Annotated in this window: 17 protein-coding genes; 12 read left to right on the top strand and 5 right to left on the bottom strand. The window is 32.2% G+C overall.

The genetic code is table 11. The annotated features are described in order from the left end of the window. Positions 1–77 precede the first annotated feature (77 nt). The 6 genes from ACEN2I_RS09830 (at position 78) to ACEN2I_RS09855 (ending at position 4,951) form a co-directional block, all read left to right on the top strand. Positions 78–299, top strand: coding sequence for a DUF6095 family protein (locus ACEN2I_RS09830; protein ID WP_441765929.1), 222 nt, complete (start codon positions 78–80; stop codon positions 297–299). Positions 300–428: 129 nt separating this feature from the next. Beyond that, on the top strand, positions 429–1,001 hold the full coding sequence (locus ACEN2I_RS09835; protein WP_441765930.1) for a pentapeptide repeat-containing protein: 573 nt from the start codon (positions 429–431) through the stop codon (positions 999–1,001). 3 nt (positions 1,002–1,004) lie between these two features. Continuing rightward, positions 1,005–1,580 carry a DUF1572 family protein gene (locus ACEN2I_RS09840; RefSeq protein WP_441765931.1) on the top strand — a complete coding sequence of 192 codons (576 nt, stop codon included), beginning with the start codon at positions 1,005–1,007 and terminating at the stop codon, positions 1,578–1,580. A 275-nt stretch (positions 1,581–1,855) separates the two neighbouring features. Further along, a complete protein-coding gene (locus ACEN2I_RS09845; RefSeq protein WP_441765932.1) occupies positions 1,856–2,227 on the top strand; it encodes a DNA topoisomerase IV in 372 nt (123 codons plus the stop codon). A 175-nt stretch (positions 2,228–2,402) separates the two neighbouring features. Continuing rightward, positions 2,403–4,322: a DUF294 nucleotidyltransferase-like domain-containing protein gene (locus ACEN2I_RS09850; RefSeq protein WP_441765933.1), complete on the top strand. Its 1,920-nt coding sequence runs from the start codon at positions 2,403–2,405 to the stop codon at positions 4,320–4,322. Between the two features lie 2 nt (positions 4,323–4,324). Then, positions 4,325–4,951 (top strand): 3'-5' exonuclease, encoded by a 627-nt coding sequence (locus ACEN2I_RS09855; RefSeq protein ID WP_441765934.1) that lies wholly within the window; start codon positions 4,325–4,327, stop codon positions 4,949–4,951. 14 nt (positions 4,952–4,965) lie between these two features. Here ACEN2I_RS09855 and ACEN2I_RS09860 read toward each other — a convergent pair whose 3' ends face one another. The 3 genes from ACEN2I_RS09860 to ychF form a co-directional block, all read right to left on the bottom strand. Then, positions 4,966–5,880 (bottom strand): YihY/virulence factor BrkB family protein, encoded by a 915-nt coding sequence (locus ACEN2I_RS09860; protein ID WP_441765935.1) that lies wholly within the window; start codon positions 5,878–5,880, stop codon positions 4,966–4,968. A 104-nt stretch (positions 5,881–5,984) separates the two neighbouring features. Then, positions 5,985–6,659, bottom strand: a complete 675-nt coding sequence (locus tag ACEN2I_RS09865) for a hypothetical protein (RefSeq protein WP_441765936.1) — start codon at positions 6,657–6,659, stop codon at positions 5,985–5,987. A gap of 219 nt (positions 6,660–6,878) precedes the next feature. Beyond that, positions 6,879–7,973 carry a redox-regulated ATPase YchF gene (gene ychF, locus ACEN2I_RS09870; RefSeq protein WP_110837305.1) on the bottom strand — a complete coding sequence of 365 codons (1,095 nt, stop codon included), beginning with the start codon at positions 7,971–7,973 and terminating at the stop codon, positions 6,879–6,881. Positions 7,974–8,288: 315 nt separating this feature from the next. Between ychF and ACEN2I_RS09875 the strand changes: the two genes are divergently transcribed. After that, a complete protein-coding gene (locus ACEN2I_RS09875) occupies positions 8,289–10,991 on the top strand; it encodes a TonB-dependent receptor (RefSeq protein WP_441765937.1) in 2,703 nt (900 codons plus the stop codon). Positions 10,992–11,079: 88 nt separating this feature from the next. Here the strand turns inward: ACEN2I_RS09875 and ACEN2I_RS09880 are convergent, their stop codons facing one another. Further along, positions 11,080–12,246, bottom strand: a complete 1,167-nt coding sequence (locus tag ACEN2I_RS09880; protein ID WP_441765938.1) for a hypothetical protein — start codon at positions 12,244–12,246, stop codon at positions 11,080–11,082. Between the two features lie 150 nt (positions 12,247–12,396). Then, positions 12,397–12,747 carry a 4Fe-4S dicluster domain-containing protein gene (locus ACEN2I_RS09885; RefSeq protein WP_441765939.1) on the bottom strand — a complete coding sequence of 117 codons (351 nt, stop codon included), beginning with the start codon at positions 12,745–12,747 and terminating at the stop codon, positions 12,397–12,399. Positions 12,748–12,902: 155 nt separating this feature from the next. Between ACEN2I_RS09885 and ACEN2I_RS09890 the strand changes: the two genes are divergently transcribed. The 5 genes from ACEN2I_RS09890 to ACEN2I_RS09910 all read left to right on the top strand — a co-directional run bounded on the left by ACEN2I_RS09890 (position 12,903) and on the right by ACEN2I_RS09910 (position 17,574). After that, entirely contained in the window at positions 12,903–13,976 is a 1,074-nt protein-coding gene (locus ACEN2I_RS09890; RefSeq protein ID WP_441765940.1) for an acyl-CoA reductase, read from the top strand. Positions 13,977–14,068: 92 nt separating this feature from the next. Beyond that, a complete protein-coding gene (gene serC, locus ACEN2I_RS09895) occupies positions 14,069–15,139 on the top strand; it encodes a 3-phosphoserine/phosphohydroxythreonine transaminase (protein WP_441765941.1) in 1,071 nt (356 codons plus the stop codon). A 250-nt stretch (positions 15,140–15,389) separates the two neighbouring features. After that, on the top strand, positions 15,390–16,340 hold the full coding sequence (locus tag ACEN2I_RS09900) for a D-2-hydroxyacid dehydrogenase (protein ID WP_441765942.1): 951 nt from the start codon (positions 15,390–15,392) through the stop codon (positions 16,338–16,340). A 108-nt stretch (positions 16,341–16,448) separates the two neighbouring features. Beyond that, positions 16,449–16,895: a DUF937 domain-containing protein gene (locus ACEN2I_RS09905; protein ID WP_441765943.1), complete on the top strand. Its 447-nt coding sequence runs from the start codon at positions 16,449–16,451 to the stop codon at positions 16,893–16,895. Between the two features lie 238 nt (positions 16,896–17,133). Next, on the top strand, positions 17,134–17,574 hold the full coding sequence (locus ACEN2I_RS09910) for a DUF6146 family protein (protein WP_441765944.1): 441 nt from the start codon (positions 17,134–17,136) through the stop codon (positions 17,572–17,574). The last annotated feature ends 20 nt before the right edge of the window (positions 17,575–17,594 follow it).

Genomic DNA, 17,594 nt, shown 5'->3' on the forward strand with positions numbered 1-17,594 from the left:
GAAGTTTTTTTGAAATCGCAAAGCTGGTGTCAAACTTAAAACTAAAAAAACCTGAAACCCGAAACAAAAATTTAAAAATGGCAACAAATAAAGAATTACTAGGAAAAGGCATTAAATATCTATCAGGTTCGTTACCGTTATTATTTATTGGTCCTTCCCTAATATATAATGCGTTTATGAATCAGCATACAAATTGGCATTATCTGGTTTTAGGAATTGGAATTCTAGCTTGTTTAAGCGCTATGTTTTTAATTTTTTACGGATTGAAAACTATTATGAGAGGTTTGTTTAATGACTAATTTGTATCTGACTTAAAATTTACAATTCTTCAGGATTGCTAAAAAAATAATGTAATGAAAAACCTAATTTATTACAATTCAATCCACAATAACAATAAATTATAACGGTCGAAAATCCAAAAAACATCCATGGAAAGCTTAATTCACATCCAGAAAACATTCGAAGAAGTCGTTTATATTGACAAAAAAATAAACAATCGGGAGTTTGAGGATTGTGTTTTTAAAAACTGTGATTTTTCAAATAGCAATTTTGCCTACAATACTTTTTTGGATTGTGAGTTTATCGACTGCAACCTCTCAATGACAAGTTTAGCCGGAACCAGTTTAAAAAATGTGACTTTTAAAAATTGTAAACTTCTGGGAATCGCTTTTAATGAATGTGATGATTTTTTATTCCAGGTTTATTTTGAAGAAACTGCTTTGGATTATGCGGTTTTCTCAAATAAAAAAATGCCTAAAACCAAATTTATAAATTGCTCTGTAAAAGAAGCTACTTTTATAGGAACCAATTTAACCAGTTCTGTTTTTGAAAATTGTGATCTGGATGGCGCTATTTTTAATGATACCCAACTGGCTGCCGTTAATTTTAAAACTGCTTACAACTATAAAATTGATCCTGAATTCAATCCGATGCGAAAAGCACAATTTTCTAATCAGGGAATTGTGGGACTTTTGGATAAATATGACATTAAAATTGTATAATATATGGAAGCAAACGAAGCTTATTTAGAAAGCATTAAAAAACAGTTTTTATATTATAAAATGCTGGGTGAAAAAGCAATGGATCAATTAGGCTCTGAACAGCTTTTTGTCGCAAAAAATGAAGACACAAACAGTATTGCGACTATAATTAAACATATTTCCGGAAATATGCTTTCGCGATGGACAGACTTTTTAACTTCTGACGGAGAAAAAGAGTGGCGCAATCGCGATGGCGAATTCGAAAATGATTCACAAACAAAAGAAGAAGTTTTAGAAGTTTGGAATAATGGCTGGGACTGTTTTCTTAATGCTCTAAACAGTTTAAAACCAGATCAGCTTTCGGATATTATTTATATTCGAAATGAAGGCCATACCGTTATTGAAGCTATAAATCGTCAGCTGGCGCATTATCCGTATCATATTGGTCAAATTGTTTTTTATGCCAAACAATTAAAAAATGAACAATGGAACAGTTTATCGATTCCGAAAAATAAATCCGGAAATTACAATGCTGAAAAGTTTGCCAAAGAAAAAGAAATAAAGAACTTTACGGATGATGAATTAGAAAGATTGAAATGATAGAATTTCATGTATCTTCAGGAGGATTTTGGTACTGGATTTTAATTAAATTCTGCAGAACAAAATTATCTGATGAACTAACAGATAAAAACAGAAGACGGAATTTATTTTTTCTTTCTTTTATAAATATTCTTTTTGTGTTGATTGTAACAATGTTTATTATTTATCCGATATATTTTTAGCCCTGATGGAAGCGACATCCTTTTGTGGCGGGGTTCGCCACAAAAGATACAGTGGACAGCAGGATTAGCTCCTTATAAAACAATACCTTTAAAATGAAAAAAATTATATTCTTATTTCCTCTAATCACATTATTCTCCTGCTATAACGCCGAGCACAATTGCAAAGATTTTAAAACCGGGAAATTCAAATTTGAGTTTGAAGTAGATGGTGTTAAAAAAACAACGATTTTCGAACGAAAAAACAATATCGAAATCGAAACTTTTGAAGGAAAAACAGATACTTCTACAGTTCGCTGGGTAAGTGACTGCGAATACGTTCTGCAAAAAAAACACCCAAAAAATATGGCTGAGGAAAAAGCAATCAGCATGAAAATATTAACAACTTCGAAAGATTCATATACGTTTGAATTTGGAATGATTGGTTCTGAAGAAAAACAGCACGGTAAAGTTACTAAAATTGACTAAACAGTATGTTTTATAAAAATGCTAATTTATATAGCCTACAAAAAAGTTCCTTTAAGGAGCTTTTTTTGTTTAACAAATTGACCTAATATTTAAAAAAATATAGTTTGAATAAAATTTAAAAAATGTTTCTTTTACATTTCTATTTTAAATCTTAAATTGGATTAAAATCAAGCTTATGAAAAATACAATCTCACATAGAGTTGCCGACTTTTTGAAGAACTTCCCTCCTTTTAATTTTTTGCAACAAAAAGATCTTGAAAAATTATCAGAGCAGATTTCTATCATTTATAAAGAAAAAGATTCGATAATTTTTTCCGAAAATGAGAAAACACATGATTCTTTTTATGTGGTTCACAAAGGAGCAGTTGCACTTAAAAAGAATCAAAAAAATGTGATTTTGGATATGTGTGATGAAGGCGATATTTTTGGACTAAGACCGCTTCTGGCCCAGGAAAATTATGTTATGGAAGCCAACGCTTATGAAGAAAGTATTTTATACGCTATTCCCATTGCCGTTTTTAAGCCTTATGCCCTAGAAAATAAAGATATTGGTAATTTCCTGATTGAAAGTTATGCTTCAAACACTAAAAATCCTTATTCTGAAGTTCATAAAAATAATTTATACGGAGAAGTTGTCGTACAGGAAAATCTCAGTTCAGACAAAGAATTATTTGATTTACAGCCTGTCAAATATTCTAAAAAAATAGTTACATGCGACCCCTCAACGACAGCAAAAGAAATTGCTAAAATTTTAACCCGGAAAAAAGTTGGTGCTATTTTAATTGTGGATGAAATGCTTCCTATCGGAATTATTACCGACAAGGATTTGCGCAACAAAATTGTTTCAGGCGATTATCCTATCACTACCACTGCCGAAACGATTATGACATCGCCGGTAATTACATATTCTAAAAAAATGACGGTTACTGAGGCTCAAATGGCTATGATGAAAAGTAACATTAGTTATTTGTGTCTTACCAAAGATGGGACCGTCAACACAAAAGCGGTTGGTATTTTATCTAAACATGATCTTATGGTGTCGTTGGGAAATAATCCTGCCGTTTTGATCAAAGCTCTAAAAAGAACGACGAAAGTCAAGGAAATCAAACCTATAAGAGCGCAAATCATGCACTTACTGCAAGGATATTTAGATCAAAATATTCCGATGACGCTGATTACAAAAATTATAACCGAATTAAATGATGCCTGTGTAACCCGCGTTATTGATATATCTTTAGAAAAAATGCATAGTCCTCCTCCTGTAAAATTTGCATGGCTTGCACTTGGAAGTCAGGGACGTGACGAACAAATGTTACACACAGATCAGGATAATGCTATTGTGTATGAAAATGTTTCTGAAGTATTTAAAGATGAAACTAAAGCATATTTTATAAAATTAGCCACTTACATTAATAAAGGGCTTTTTACTATTGGTTACGAATATTGCCCTGCCGAAATGATGGCATCCAATCCTAAATGGTGCATGAGTCTTGATGAATGGAAAAATCAGGTCACGTACTGGATTAATAATCCTGGTAAAAATGAAGTACTGTTATCTTTTATCTTTTTTGATTATAGTTTGAAATACGGTGACGCTGAAATTGTCAGTCAATTGTCGGACTCGATTTTTGAGAGTGTAAAAGCGAATCCTATTTTTTATGTTCATTTGGTTAGCGGCGCTTTGCAAAGCCCATCTCCAACTGGTTTTTTTAGGCAATTTTTGGTTGAACAGGATGGTGCTAACAAAGATCAGTTTGACATTAAACGAAGAGCTTTAATGCCACTGACAGATGCTGCAAGGGTTTTAATTTTATCTCACTCTGTAAAATCAATCAGTAATACGGCGGAACGTTTTGAAAAATTAGCAGAATTGGAGCCTCAAAACAGTGAACTTTATTTATCATGTTCATATTCGTTTAAAGCATTATTAAAATTTAGAACCAAACAAGGACTTTTACATCACGATTCGGGACAGTTTATTGCTTTGGAATCCCTTTCGAAGATGGAAAAAATAAAACTAAAAAGGACTTTCAAAACCATAAAAGAACTTCAGGAATTAATTTCGGTACGTTTTAATGTTTCTAATATTGTATAAGGATGAGTTTATTGCACTTTTGGAAAAAGGAAGAAGATACTTTCTATAAAAATACAACTATTGAAGAAACACGTTTTGTAGTTCTGGATACTGAAACAACAGGTTTTGATTATACAAATGATCGGATTTTATGTATTGGAGCCCTGGTTTTACAAAATAATATTATTTCGGTTCAGGATAGTTTTGAACTTTATATAAAACAGGAGCATTATGATAAATCAACAGCGCAGATTCATGGTATCTTGAAAGATTTTGTTGTAAAACGACCGTCAGAATCAGAAGCTTTAGAACAGTTTTTAAACTATTTGGGTGATTCTGTTATTATCGCACATCACGCTCATTTTGATATTACAATGATTAATCGTGCTTTGGAAAGAAATGGTTTTCCCGAGTTAAAAAACAAAGCTCTTGATACTGGTGTTTTGTATAAAAAAACGTTGATAAAATCCCATCTCTTCGAACGAAAAGACCATTACTCGTTAGATGATTTGGCAGATAAATTTGATATTTCTAAAAAAGACCGTCATACAGCATTAGGAGATGCTTATATTACGGCTATTGCATTTTTAAAAATTGTAAAAAAACTGAGGGAAAAGAAAGAAATTAATTTGGATCAGCTATTTAAATAATTTTGCATCCGGCGCTATTCGATAATTTCAAAAATCTCCTTTTGAATTTCTACTGAATATTCATTTGGATAAATTTTTCCTCCATACGATTTTGCATATACTTTAGTAAACTCTGCTCCAAAATATAGAATTATTGCCGAATAATATACCCAAACCAATATAATAATTACAGAACCTGCTGCCCCATAAACAGATGCAACCGTAGAACTTCCTAAGTAAAATCCTATAGCAAATTTACCAATCATAAAAAGTACAGCTGTAACAGTCGCACCTATGAAAGCATCTTTCCATCTTATTTTTCCATCCGGCAACGTTCTGAAAATAATGGTAAAAAGAAGTGTAATACTGGCCAAAACAATTACGCTATTGACTATATAAAATAAATAAACAGTGCTTTCAGGGAAATATATTTTTAAACGTGAGCTTAAAACATCAAGTGTCGTATTTATAAAAAGGCTAACAAGCATTAAAAAACCTACAGAAGCAATCATAGAAAATGACATTAACCTGTTTTGAATAAACTTTTTAAGACCTTTATCCGGCTTAGCGCGCAAACCCCAAATAAAATTTATAGAACTCTGAATCTCAGCAAATACTCCCGATGCTCCAATTAACAGCATTATTACTCCAAATACTGTTGCAAAAACATTACTGCCCGAAAGCTCCACATTTTTAATAGCTTCCTGAATCTGACCTGCAGCGTCATTACCAACCAATTCATTAATTTGTCCATATAGCTGACCCGTAACGGCCTCTTCACCAAAGAAAAAACCACAAATTGTAATGATGATAATCAATAAAGGCGGTAAGGCAAAAATGGTATAATATGATAATGCAGCACTCAATTTAATCGCATTGTCTTCATTAAATTCTGTAAAAGTATTCTTTAACAGAAACCAAGTTTTTGAGAATATATTTTTTATTTTCACGATATGCTGATTTTTTATATTCTCTCAAATTTAAGAAATATTCAAAAATTTTGAATTGTGGCTTTGTAGATAAATATTATATTTTTACCATGTTGATTAGAATTTTATTTTGAAACTTTTATATATACATTATTCTCTCCTAAGTTTTTAATGCTTAAAATATTTTTGAACTCCTTTCTGGTTGGCTTAATTAAATAAGAAAGTGAATCCAATATTTTGCCTTTTACTACTGTAACAGAATCTAATTTCTTCAAGTCTTTCAATAAATAAATGTATTTTATTTTAAGAATATCTTTTTCTAAAGTTATCATTCTAATTTTCCAAAAAACGGAATCTCTCTTACTTAAAATCAAATGACCATTAATACGTTTTGCTTTTTGATTATATGAAAATCTAAAAATAGTATCTATCTCTTTTCGTATTAATTCTATAGAATCTCCTTTTCTATTTATCTCAAATTTATCTTTAGTATCCTTAGCTATTAATTTGCCGTCAACAAGATCGTATTCAGAACGTAAGGAATCCATTTTTTGTTTATGAACTTTAAACTTATAAAAATATTCCCTTAAAATTCTGTCTTCTACAATTCTTAAAAAAGTAGAATCTGCATTCCTATACAATCCTTTAAATTTGGCAGGAAAACCATTCAGTTCTGAATTATTAATTGGTTGCGGATTTTCAAAATAAAATTTGATTCCATCATAATCTGCTTCTAAATCAGCTTTTTTACATGAAACAGAAATAATTATTAGGGCAATGATTAAAATGATTTTTTTCATTATGGTTAATTTTTTGTTTTTAGGTTACCTTTTTAAAACTAAAATTGTACCAAATTCCAATTGCTTACCTTTTACTTCAGTTAACTTTATCTTTTATAGTAGTTCAGTTACTATATTTGAAAGGAAAATCATTTTTCATGAATTTATATTTTGTGGGCATAAAAAAACTGCTGAATTTCTCCAGCAGTTTAAATCTTTTTCCATTCTAGGTTGCAGAAATTAAACGTTGAAACGAAAATGCATAACATCACCATCTTTAACAACATATTCTTTCCCTTCTACTTTGAATTTTCCTGCTTCTTTTGCTTTTGCTTCAGAACCATATTGAACGTAATCTTCGTATGAAATAACTTCGGCACGAATGAATCCTTTTTCAAAATCAGTATGGATAACTCCTGCAGCCTGAGGTGCTGTAGAACCGATATTGATTGTCCAGGCACGAACTTCTTTTACACCAGCGGTAAAATAAGTCTGTTGTTTTAATAATTTGTATGCTGCACGAATTAAAACTGAAGCTCCAGGCTCTGTTAATCCCATATCTTCAAGAAAAACCTGGCGCTCTTCGTAACTTTCCAATTCTGTAATATCAGCCTCTGCTCCTACTGAAAGTATGATAACTTCAGCATCTTCGTCTTTTACTAATTCACGAACCTGATCTACATATTTGTTTCCGTTTACAGCAGAATTTTCGTCAACATTACAAACGTACAATACCGGTTTTGCCGTAATTAATTGGAAAGATTCCATTAAAACTTCTTCGTCATTACCCTGAGGAGTAATTGTACGAGCCGACTTAGCTTGTAATAATGCCTCTCTGATTCTGTCTAAAAGTGCTTTTTCAGTCTGTGCTTCTTTATTTCCAGTTTTTGCGGCACGATTTACTTTTTCTAAACGTTTTTCAACGGTTTCTAAATCTTTCAATTGTAATTCGATATCAATCGTTTCTTTATCACGAATTGGATTTACATTTCCGTCAACGTGAACAATATTATCATTGTCAAAACAACGCAAAACGTGAATAATAGCGTTACACTCTCTAATGTTTCCTAAAAACTGGTTTCCAAGACCTTCCCCTTTACTTGCGCCTTTTACCAAACCTGCAATATCTACGATATCAACTGTTGCCATTTGCACACGCTCTGGTTTAACCAATTCTTCTAACTTATTGATTCTTGGATCCGGAACGTTTACAACACCAATATTTGGTTCGATTGTACAAAACGGAAAGTTGGCACTCTGCGCTTTTGCATTAGATAAACAATTAAATAATGTTGATTTTCCAACATTTGGTAATCCTACAATTCCTGCTTTCATCTGTTGTTTCTATTTATTTTTATTGATCCTGAATTGCTCAGGCTTTTCCATCAGTGCTTCTACCTTAATTTATAGAAGTAATTTTAATGGTTTATAATTTAGTGTTTGATTTTTTGTTTCTGCCAAAATGATATTTTTTGGCTTTAAAATTTTGCAAATATAAGATTTAATAGCTCGTAACTGAACTAAAAATGACGATTAATGTATTTTTAAATACACGCGTCAAAATAATTAAACTTTTAACTGCATTTTTGTTAAAAAACACTACTTTTATCTATATTTAGATAAATTTAACAAACAAAAAACCGAACAACCATGAAAAACATTGCATTATTACTGCTTCTGCTAAACTCAGTATTTCTTTTTGCCCAAAAAGAAGTTTCCGGAGTTGTGAAGGACAAAACCGGAGGACCTTTACCAGGTGTAAATGTTCTTGAAAAGGGAACAAACAATGGTGTATCTACAGATTTTGAAGGTAACTATAGCATTAAAGTAAAAGATGGTGCAACATTAGTTTTTAGCTATGTTGGCTATTCAACTATTGAAAAATCTGCCACAACCGATAAAATAGACGTTACTCTGGACGAAAATGGCGGGCAGGTTCTAAACGATGTTGTAGTTGTGGGTTCCAGAAATGCCAAAAGAACAGTTGTGAATTCAGCTGTTCCTATAGATGTGATTAACGTAAAAGAGGTAACTACACAAAGCGGAAAATTAGAAATTAATGAACTTTTGCAATATGTTGCTCCATCATTTAATGCTAATAAACAATCCGGTTCTGATGGTGCTGATCACGTTGATCCTGCTTCATTGAGAGGGATGGGACCAGATCAGACTTTGGTTTTGATTAACGGAAAAAGAAGGCACCAATCGTCACTTATTAATCTATTTGGAACCCGCGGACGTGGAAATACCGGAACGGATTTGAATGCAATTCCGGCTGCCTCTATCAAAAGAATTGAAATTTTGAGAGACGGTGCAGCAGCTCAATATGGTTCTGATGCAATTGCCGGTGTTATCAATATTGTAACCAATGACAATGTTAATGAATTTACAGGAGCTGTAACCTATGGTGCATTTAATACGGATGCAAAAGGTGATTTTCCTGTTGGAACAGCTAATACAGAAGGTTACAGATTATACAAAAATGGTAATGGAAATTCATTCGGAAAGGATCAGAATTTTGACGGCGGATCATTAAAGGTATCTGCTAATTACGGAACTTCTATTGGCGCTAAAGGTGGATATATAAATGTTACCGGAGAATTTTTAAATAAAAACAAAACCTTACGACCTGGTTTTGATTTTAGAAAAGGTTTTGGTGAAGCTGAAATTCAAGGTGTCAATTTATTTGTAAATCTTGCTGTTCCTATTTCTGAAAAAACACAATTTTATGCGTTTGGAGGAAGTAATTTTAGGGATACTGATGCTTATGCTTTTACCAGAAATGATGGCGAAAGAGTTGTAGAGGCTATTTACCCGGGCGGTTATACACCAAGAATTACATCAAAAATAAATGATAATTCAATTGCTGCAGGAATTAGAACAGAGACTTCAGGAGGCTGGAAATGGGATTTTAGTAATACTTTTGGAAAAAATAAATTTCATTATAATATAGAAGGAACAATCAACGCTTCTCTTGAAGAAAATTCTCCGACAGAATTTGATGCGGGTGGACATAGTTTACTTCAAAACACAACTAATTTAGATGTTTCCAAAAATTATGGTGACATTCTTGAAGGACTTAACATAGCTTTTGGAACTGAATTTAGATTAGAACAATTCGAAATTTTTGCAGGAGAAATAGGTTCTTATGCTACTTACGACACTAACGGAGTACCTATTACAGATCCAACAACTCAAAGCGCCCCCATTGATCCTGTTTCTGGTGAACCAAGACCAGGAGGATCACAAGGTTTTCCGGGATACAGTCCTTTAAATGAAGTAAATAAAAGCCGTAATAATTTTTCTTTATATACTGATGCTGAGTTAGATATTTCAAAATCTTTAATGGTAAGCGGTGCGGTTCGATTTGAAAACTACAGCGATTTTGGAAGCACTGTAAACGGAAAATTAGCTTCAAGACTTAAACTTACGGATAATATTAACTTAAGAGGCTCTGTAAGTACTGGCTTCCGCGCACCATCATTAGCACAAATTTATTACAACTTACGTTTTACAAACTTTAGTTCCGGTGGAGCAACAGAAGTATTGCTTTCATCAAATGACAGTCCTGTTACAAAAGCTTTTGGTATTGATAATTTAAATGAAGAAAAAGCTATAAATGCATCTTTAGGTTTTACTGCTAATTTTGGTGATTTTACTGCCACAGTTGATGGATATATGATTAATGTGAAAGACAGAATTGTATTAACAGGTTATTTCGATGCTTCTAATTTAGGACTTGGAGTTGATAAAGCACAATTTTTCGTAAATGGTGTAGATACCAAAACTAAAGGTCTGGATGTTGTTTTAGCCTGGAAAAAAACAATCGGCGAAAACAGAATTGGAGCCACTTTAGTTGGAAACATCAATGACATGAAAATAGATAAAGTAAATAACGGAGATTTAGACGAAAAAACATTTTTTGGAGAACGTGATAAAGCCTTTTTATTAGCTTCAGCTCCTGCAAATAAATTTGGTTTAAACCTAAATTACGGAAGAAAATGGTTTGATGCCGGATTGGCTTTTACCAGATTTAGCGATGTAAAATTATTAGATTATCAAATGGATGAAGACGCTGAAGATTACAGATTAGATCCTTCAGAAACTGATGATCAAGTATTTGCAAATCAAAAGAAAGCTGCTACAGATACTTATGGAGCCAAAATTGTAACCGATTTGACTTTAGGATTTAAAGTTTCTAAATCAACCAAAATCAGCATTGGAGCCAATAACTTATTAAATATTTATCCAGACCAACAAGATGACTGGGTTGAAGCCGGTGGATATTGGGACGCTGTACAAATGGGTTTCAGCGGAGCTTATTATTATGCCAGACTTGGATTTAATTTCTAGAAAATCTATTAGCCCATATTATTAAATACAAAAAAAATCCTGAGTTTATTCAGGATTTTTTTATATCAATCTGTTATTTCTTAAAAAATTAAAGTTTAAACTCCAATGAATCAATAATTCCTTTTTCTTCATCCGTTGCTGTAAATCCTGAAATGTCCCAATATTTGGTCAGGACTTTATTCTTTTTATTAAAAAGTGTTTTCTCTTTAAAAACATCACTTTCCTTATAGGTAAAATTTTGTTTATTGAAATTTGTTGTCACAAAGCTATTGCGAACCTGAATATTTTTGACCTTATCATCTTTTAAAACAAGGTCATACCCTATTTCTTCATTAGCATTCAACACATAATAATCAGGACCATCAACCCTGTAATTAACTTTTACAATCGATTTGGTAACATTTGTAGAACCTGGTTTTTTATTATCTTCAATTTCAATAAGATGAGCCGGTTCAATAATGACACTAAATTCTACAATCAATTTTTTTTCCGGATCATAAATAATTTCAAAAGTATCCAAAGCCTCTTTTGCATTATCCAAAGGCGTAACAGACATTATATAATAGTTGCTGTTATTAGGATGCCCTTTCGTTGTAAAGCTATATTCTTTTCTGGTCTTTGAATCCAAAATTGGGTCAAAATAGTTTAAGTTTGAATAATTCTCCATAATATTATTCAAATTATATCCCTTTAAATCAGCACTGACATCTGTTTCCAATAAACCGTAAGAACGATTTTGTTCTACCAATAATGTAGTAGTTGCTTTTTTTTGACTGACAGAAAACTGAAAATTTACAAGACCATCATTATAATAAGAATATTTGTTGTCTAACATAAAAAACTCTCTTACATAAACCTTTAATCGGTATGAATCAGCTAATTTTTGCCTGGAATTAGAAACAATTTTTTGGAGTGTTTTTTGTGGATTCTCTTTTGAAACCACAATTTCATCCAGCTTATTATGGCTGTTTTTAAGATAAACTACAAAATCATCATCTTTTAAAGTTGTCCATCTAAGGGTTAATTTTTCATAATTTGTCTCAGAAACCTGAACATTTGAGGCACCGTTTAATTCAAAAGTTACTTTTCCGTCTTTATTACTTATTAAAGTCTGCTTGGTTTTCATAATAAATACGGTAGCACTTTCTATAGGCAATTGCGTTTCTATATCTTTAATAATAATAGAATACTCAGTGTTTTGCGCAAAAACACCAACGCTAAAAAGCAGAACAAATAAAAGTATTAGTCTTTTCATAGGTTATTATAAATGCAAAATAGTATTGCCAAATTTAAATAAAATAAAATATTAAAAACCAGTGCAATACAAAATAAATTAAATATTTTATTTACAAAAAAAAAATCCTAAGCTCAATGCTCAGGATTTTTTTTATCATAATTTTAAATATTATTCACCATGTAAAAAAGCTTGTCTGTTCAACAAGGTTTCTTCGTCTTCTACGTGATTATCGTCTGGCACACAACAATCAACAGGACAAACAGCAGCACATTGAGGTTCATCATGAAATCCTTTACATTCTGTACATTTTCCTGGTACGATATAGTATACTTCATCCGAAATTGGCGTTTGCGCATCTTCTGCATCAACTTCTGTTCCGTCTGGTAAAATTACTTTTCCTGAAAGTCTTGTTCCATCTTTATATCTCCAGTCATCAGCTCCTTCATAAATTGCTGTATTTGGGCACTCTGGTTCACAAGCCCCACAATTAATGCATTCGTCAGTTATAATTATTGCCATTTTTTTAGTCTTAAGGTTATAATGTCTTAAAGTTCTAAAGTCAAAAAAAAACAAAAAGGCATTTTTATCTTTTGAATAGATGACTTTTGACTTTCGACTTATTTATGCTTATTTTTGTGCAAAATTACAATCAAAACTCTTCATAAACAAACATTATGACATTAGAAACAAAAAAAAGTATTTTTGTTGAATTAGGAAAATTTTTAAAACAATTCTCTGAAAAGGATACAGCTAAAAATTCGGATGTCTTACATAACGATTTATTTTTTGATGATTTTGAAAAACTGATACATTTATCACAATCTCATAATGGCTGGTACACCCCTGAACAAGTGTATTTTGCAATAAAATCATGGTCAAATGCTCTGACAGAAGAAAATCTTGATAAATGGCTTTCAAATTACTTCTTCGACTCCGCAAACGATAACAAAAAAGAAAAAACGGTTGCCTTAATTCTGGCCGGAAATATTCCCTTAGTAGGTTTTCATGACTTTTTATCGGTTTTAATAACCGGAAATAAAGCCTTAATAAAAACATCTTCCAACGATCAGCATTTACTGCCGTTTTTAGCAAAATATCTCATTGCTGTTGATAAAAACTTAAACGAAAAGATCAATTTTGTAGAAGGAAAACTGGAAAATTTTGATACTGTAATTGCCACCGGAAGCAATAACACTGCACGTTATTTTGAATATTATTTTAAAGACAAACCATCCATCATTCGTAAAAACAGAAATTCTGTTGCGATCTTAAATGGTCAGGAAACAAAGGAGGATTTAGAAGCTTTAGGCGAAGATATTTTTCGTTATTTCGGTTTGGGATGCCGCAATGTTTCCAAAATCTTTGTTCCAAAGGGATATTCTTTTAATGCCTTTTTTGAAGCCATTTTCAAATATCAGGATGTTATTCATTATGAAAAATATGCTAACAATTACGATTACAATAAAGCTGTTTTTTTAATGAGTAATTTCAAATTACTGGATAATGGATTTTTAACTATAAAAGAAGATACAAGTTATGCTTCTCCTATTTCGAGTGTTTTTTACGAATTTTATGAAAACATAGAAGATTTGCAAAAACGTCTCGAAGCTGATGCTGAACAAATTCAATGCATTGTAAGTAATAATGTAATCAAAAACAGTATTGCTTTCGGACAAGCACAAAATCCACAATTGTGGGATTATGCAGATAACGTGGATACTATAACGTTTTTGTTAACAACAAAGTAAAAATATGTTTAATTATTTCGAATAATTTATCGCTTTTTCAGCTCCTATTGCCGAAATTTGCATCTTTAAAAATTTGGACTATTAATTATACCATGAAAAAACACAACTACAGCGCAGGACCAAGTATTTTACCTCAGGAAGTTTTTGAAAAAGCCTCAAAAGCAGTTTTAAATTTTAATGATTCCGGATTATCTATTCTGGAAATTTCGCACCGAAGCAAAGATTTCGTTGCTGTTATGGATGAAGCTCGTTCTTTAGCTTTAGAATTATTAGGACTTGAAGGCAAAGGATATCAAGCCTTATTTTTACAAGGTGGTGCCAGTACAGCATTTTTAATGGCACCTTATAACTTGATGAAAGAAAACGGAAAAGCTGTTTATTTAGATTCTGGAACATGGGCAACTGCTGCTATAAAAGAAGCTAAGTTTTTTGGAGAAACTGTTATTGCTGCTTCTTCAAAAGAAGAAAACTACAACCATATTCCAAAAGGTTACGAAATACCAGCTGATGCAGATTATTTTCACTGTACCAGCAACAACACCATTTTTGGAACTCAAATGAAAGAATTTCCTGCAACTAACGTTCCTGTTGTTTGCGATATGAGTTCTGATATTTTTTCACGCGATCTAGATTTTTCTAAATTTGATTTAATCTATGCCGGTGCTCAAAAAAATATGGGACCTGCAGGAACTACTTTGGTGGTTATTAAAGAAGAAATTTTAGGTAAAAACGGAAGAGCGATTCCAAGCATGTTAGATTATGCTAAACATATCAAAGCAGAAAGTATGTACAATACGCCTCCAGTTTTTGCAGTTTACGTTTCATTATTGACATTACAATGGATCAAGAGTAAAGGTGGAGTTGCAGCTGTTGAAAAATTAAATGATGCAAAAGCTGCTTTATTATATACTGAAATAGACAGAAATCCATTGTTTAAAGGAGCTGCAGCTGTTGAAGACCGTTCAAATATGAATGTAACTTTTTTACTGACAAATCCTGACCACACTGAAACATTTGATAAATTGTGGAAAGAAGCCAATATTTCTGGTTTACCGGGTCATCGTTCAGTTGGTGGTTACAGAGCTTCAATATATAACGCTATGCCTATCGAAAGTGTACAGGTTTTGGTAGATGTAATGAAAACTTTGGAAACTAAAGTTTAATCGTTGATTTGGTTAACTGTTTAATCTCTTAAATTTTTAATCAAAAATTCTGTTTACAAGAAATATCATCTAAATATTGGAGTTTTAGCCCCGATAGAAGCGGCATCCTTTTTCTGGCTTTTTAGACAGAAAAAGATATAGCGGATAGCGGGAAATAGCTTCTAAGAAAAAAAAAAAACATAATAATTAGGCTCATCGATTAAACTTTTAAACAGTTAAACGATTGACCGATAAAACACATAAACAAAAAATGAAAGTATTAGCGAATGACGGAATTTCTAAAAGTGGAATTCTGGCTTTAGAAAAAGGTGGATTTGAAGTTATTACAACAAAAGTAGCGCAGGAACAAGTTGCTAATTTTGTGAATGAAAACAATGTAGATGTAGTTTTGGTGCGTAGTGCAACCAAAGTTCGCAAAGATATTATTGATGCTTGTCCTGGTCTTAAAATCATAGGCCGTGGTGGTGTTGGTATGGATAATATCGATGTTGATTATGCTAAAAGCAAAGGAATCCATGTCATTAATACGCCTGCTTCTTCATCTGAATCTGTAGCTGAATTAGTTTTTGGACACTTACTTTCTGGTGTTCGTTTTTTACATGATTCTAACAGAAATATGCCATTAGAGGGAGATTCAAACTTTGATGGTTTGAAAAAAGCTTACGCAAATGGTACTGAATTAAGAGGCAAAACCTTAGGTATTGTTGGTATTGGCCGTATTGGTCAGGCTACTGCAAAAATGGCACTTGGTTTGGGTATGAAAGTTATTGCTGCTGATGGATTTATACCTTCTGTAGATGTAAAAGTGGAGTTTTTTGATGGTCAGTCTATTACGACCACCATTGTTCCTCAATCTTTAGAGTCATTGTTGAAAGAATCTGATTTTATTACACTTCACGTTCCTGCTCAGGATGGTTACATCATTGGTGAGAAAGAATTTGAAATCATGAAAGACGGTGTTGGAATTGTAAACTGTGCCCGTGGAGGTGTCATTGATGAAGTTGCTTTGATAAAAGCTTTAGATTCAGGAAAAGTTTCTTTTGCAGGATTAGACGTTTTTGAAAGCGAACCAAAACCGGAAATGGCAATCTTAATGCACTCTAAAATATCTTTGACTCCGCATATTGGAGCGGCAACTGGAGAAGCTCAAGACAGAATTGGTACAGAGTTAGCCTCACAAATTATTTCTTTGTTGAGCTAATTAATTATAATTAAATTATTTGGAAGGGATTTATTAACATTGGTTAATAAATCCCTTCCTTTTTTTGATTAAATTTGAGTTGTAAATCTAACCAAATTCTTTAATATCATGTTTGAACAATTAACTCAATTAGTACAACAATTTGGAGAGGATGCTGTTGTAAAAAACAATGCTATTCCAAATGAGCATAATGAAGGCGTATTGAATGAAGCCGGAAATTCTATCTTTTCAGGACTGCAAAAAATTGTTTCAGAAGGTGGTGGAGAACAATTAGCCGCATTATTTCATGGAAACTCAATTGATCATTCGGACCCTGTTGTACAGCAGTTAACACAACAATTATCTGGAAACCTGGGAGAAAAATTTGGCTTAAACCGCGATACTTCTTCTAATGTCGCAGGAAGCATGATTCCACAGATTTTAAGTTCATTGGTAAATAAAGCCAAAGATCCTAAAGATGGTAGTTTTCAAATTTCGGATATTATAAATGCTATATCAGGAAATAGCGGCCAGGCTTCAGGTATTATGGATACGATTTCAAAATATGGAATGTAATTTGGTTTAGATCAAAATGCTGACGGCAAAGTTGATGTAGAAGATGTTTTAATAGTTACCAAAAGCAGTGGCGGTATAGGAGGGTTTATTGGTAAGTTATTTAAAAGCAAATAATAAAAATTGTTAATTTTTATTATTTGTAAAGCTGTTTACCAAAACTAGACAGCTTTTGTTGCAAATGTTAAATAATAAAAGTCATCAGGCTATTTTTTGTAAATTTAAAGTTCAAATTTAAGCCATGAAAAATTTCGTTTACATATTAGGAATCTTATTTACGGTTATAGCCTGTTCTACATCTTCAAAGAACTCAAGTCTGGCAACTGCTGATCCTAAATCAAAAACTGTTTTAAATGATACTGTACGAATTGCAAACGATTCTTTAGAATATGAAGTTATTATTATAGACAATGGTTTTAGTTTCTGGCTGGCTTCACGCGCTTATCCAAGAAATTATCACACTCAGTCTTATCTCGAAACAAAAAACCAATTTTATGTAATTGAATGGAACAACAGAGTTTTACAGCCTCAGCGATACAATCCTAATTTGTACGAAATGAGAATAGATTATGACCCTGCTATAAATTATGGTTACGAAGTAAATTACCTCATCTATAACTACATGATTTACTTTCAAAATACTTACAAACAAAAATTAGGAGGATATGTCCCTTCCAGATAATGTTAGTATATTTGCAATCA

The sequence above is a fragment of the Flavobacterium sp. W22_SRS_FK3 genome (assembly GCF_052113665.1).
GTDB lineage: Bacteria > Bacteroidota > Bacteroidia > Flavobacteriales > Flavobacteriaceae > Flavobacterium.

Excerpts from the sequence above, each read along its gene's own strand:
- ACEN2I_RS09910 (WP_441765944.1), top strand. The coding sequence starts at position 17,134 with ATGAAAAATTTCGTTTACATATTAGGAATCTTATTTACGGTTATAGCC.
- ACEN2I_RS09875 (WP_441765937.1), top strand. The coding sequence starts at position 8,289 with ATGAAAAACATTGCATTATTACTGCTTCTGCTAAACTCAGTATTTCTT.
- serC (WP_441765941.1), top strand. The coding sequence starts at position 14,069 with ATGAAAAAACACAACTACAGCGCAGGACCAAGTATTTTACCTCAGGAA.
- ACEN2I_RS09865 (WP_441765936.1), bottom strand. The coding sequence starts at position 6,659 with ATGAAAAAAATCATTTTAATCATTGCCCTAATAATTATTTCTGTTTCA.
- ACEN2I_RS09830 (WP_441765929.1), top strand. The coding sequence starts at position 78 with ATGGCAACAAATAAAGAATTACTAGGAAAAGGCATTAAATATCTATCA.
- ACEN2I_RS09900 (WP_441765942.1), top strand. The coding sequence starts at position 15,390 with ATGAAAGTATTAGCGAATGACGGAATTTCTAAAAGTGGAATTCTGGCT.
- ACEN2I_RS09905 (WP_441765943.1), top strand. The coding sequence starts at position 16,449 with ATGTTTGAACAATTAACTCAATTAGTACAACAATTTGGAGAGGATGCT.
- ACEN2I_RS09835 (WP_441765930.1), top strand. The coding sequence starts at position 429 with ATGGAAAGCTTAATTCACATCCAGAAAACATTCGAAGAAGTCGTTTAT.
- ACEN2I_RS09890 (WP_441765940.1), top strand. The coding sequence starts at position 12,903 with ATGACATTAGAAACAAAAAAAAGTATTTTTGTTGAATTAGGAAAATTT.
- ACEN2I_RS09845 (WP_441765932.1), top strand. The coding sequence starts at position 1,856 with ATGAAAAAAATTATATTCTTATTTCCTCTAATCACATTATTCTCCTGC.
- ACEN2I_RS09855 (WP_441765934.1), top strand. The coding sequence starts at position 4,325 with ATGAGTTTATTGCACTTTTGGAAAAAGGAAGAAGATACTTTCTATAAA.
- ACEN2I_RS09880 (WP_441765938.1), bottom strand. The coding sequence starts at position 12,246 with ATGAAAAGACTAATACTTTTATTTGTTCTGCTTTTTAGCGTTGGTGTT.
- ACEN2I_RS09885 (WP_441765939.1), bottom strand. The coding sequence starts at position 12,747 with ATGGCAATAATTATAACTGACGAATGCATTAATTGTGGGGCTTGTGAA.
- ACEN2I_RS09850 (WP_441765933.1), top strand. The coding sequence starts at position 2,403 with ATGAAAAATACAATCTCACATAGAGTTGCCGACTTTTTGAAGAACTTC.
- ychF (WP_110837305.1), bottom strand. The coding sequence starts at position 7,973 with ATGAAAGCAGGAATTGTAGGATTACCAAATGTTGGAAAATCAACATTA.
- ACEN2I_RS09840 (WP_441765931.1), top strand. The coding sequence starts at position 1,005 with ATGGAAGCAAACGAAGCTTATTTAGAAAGCATTAAAAAACAGTTTTTA.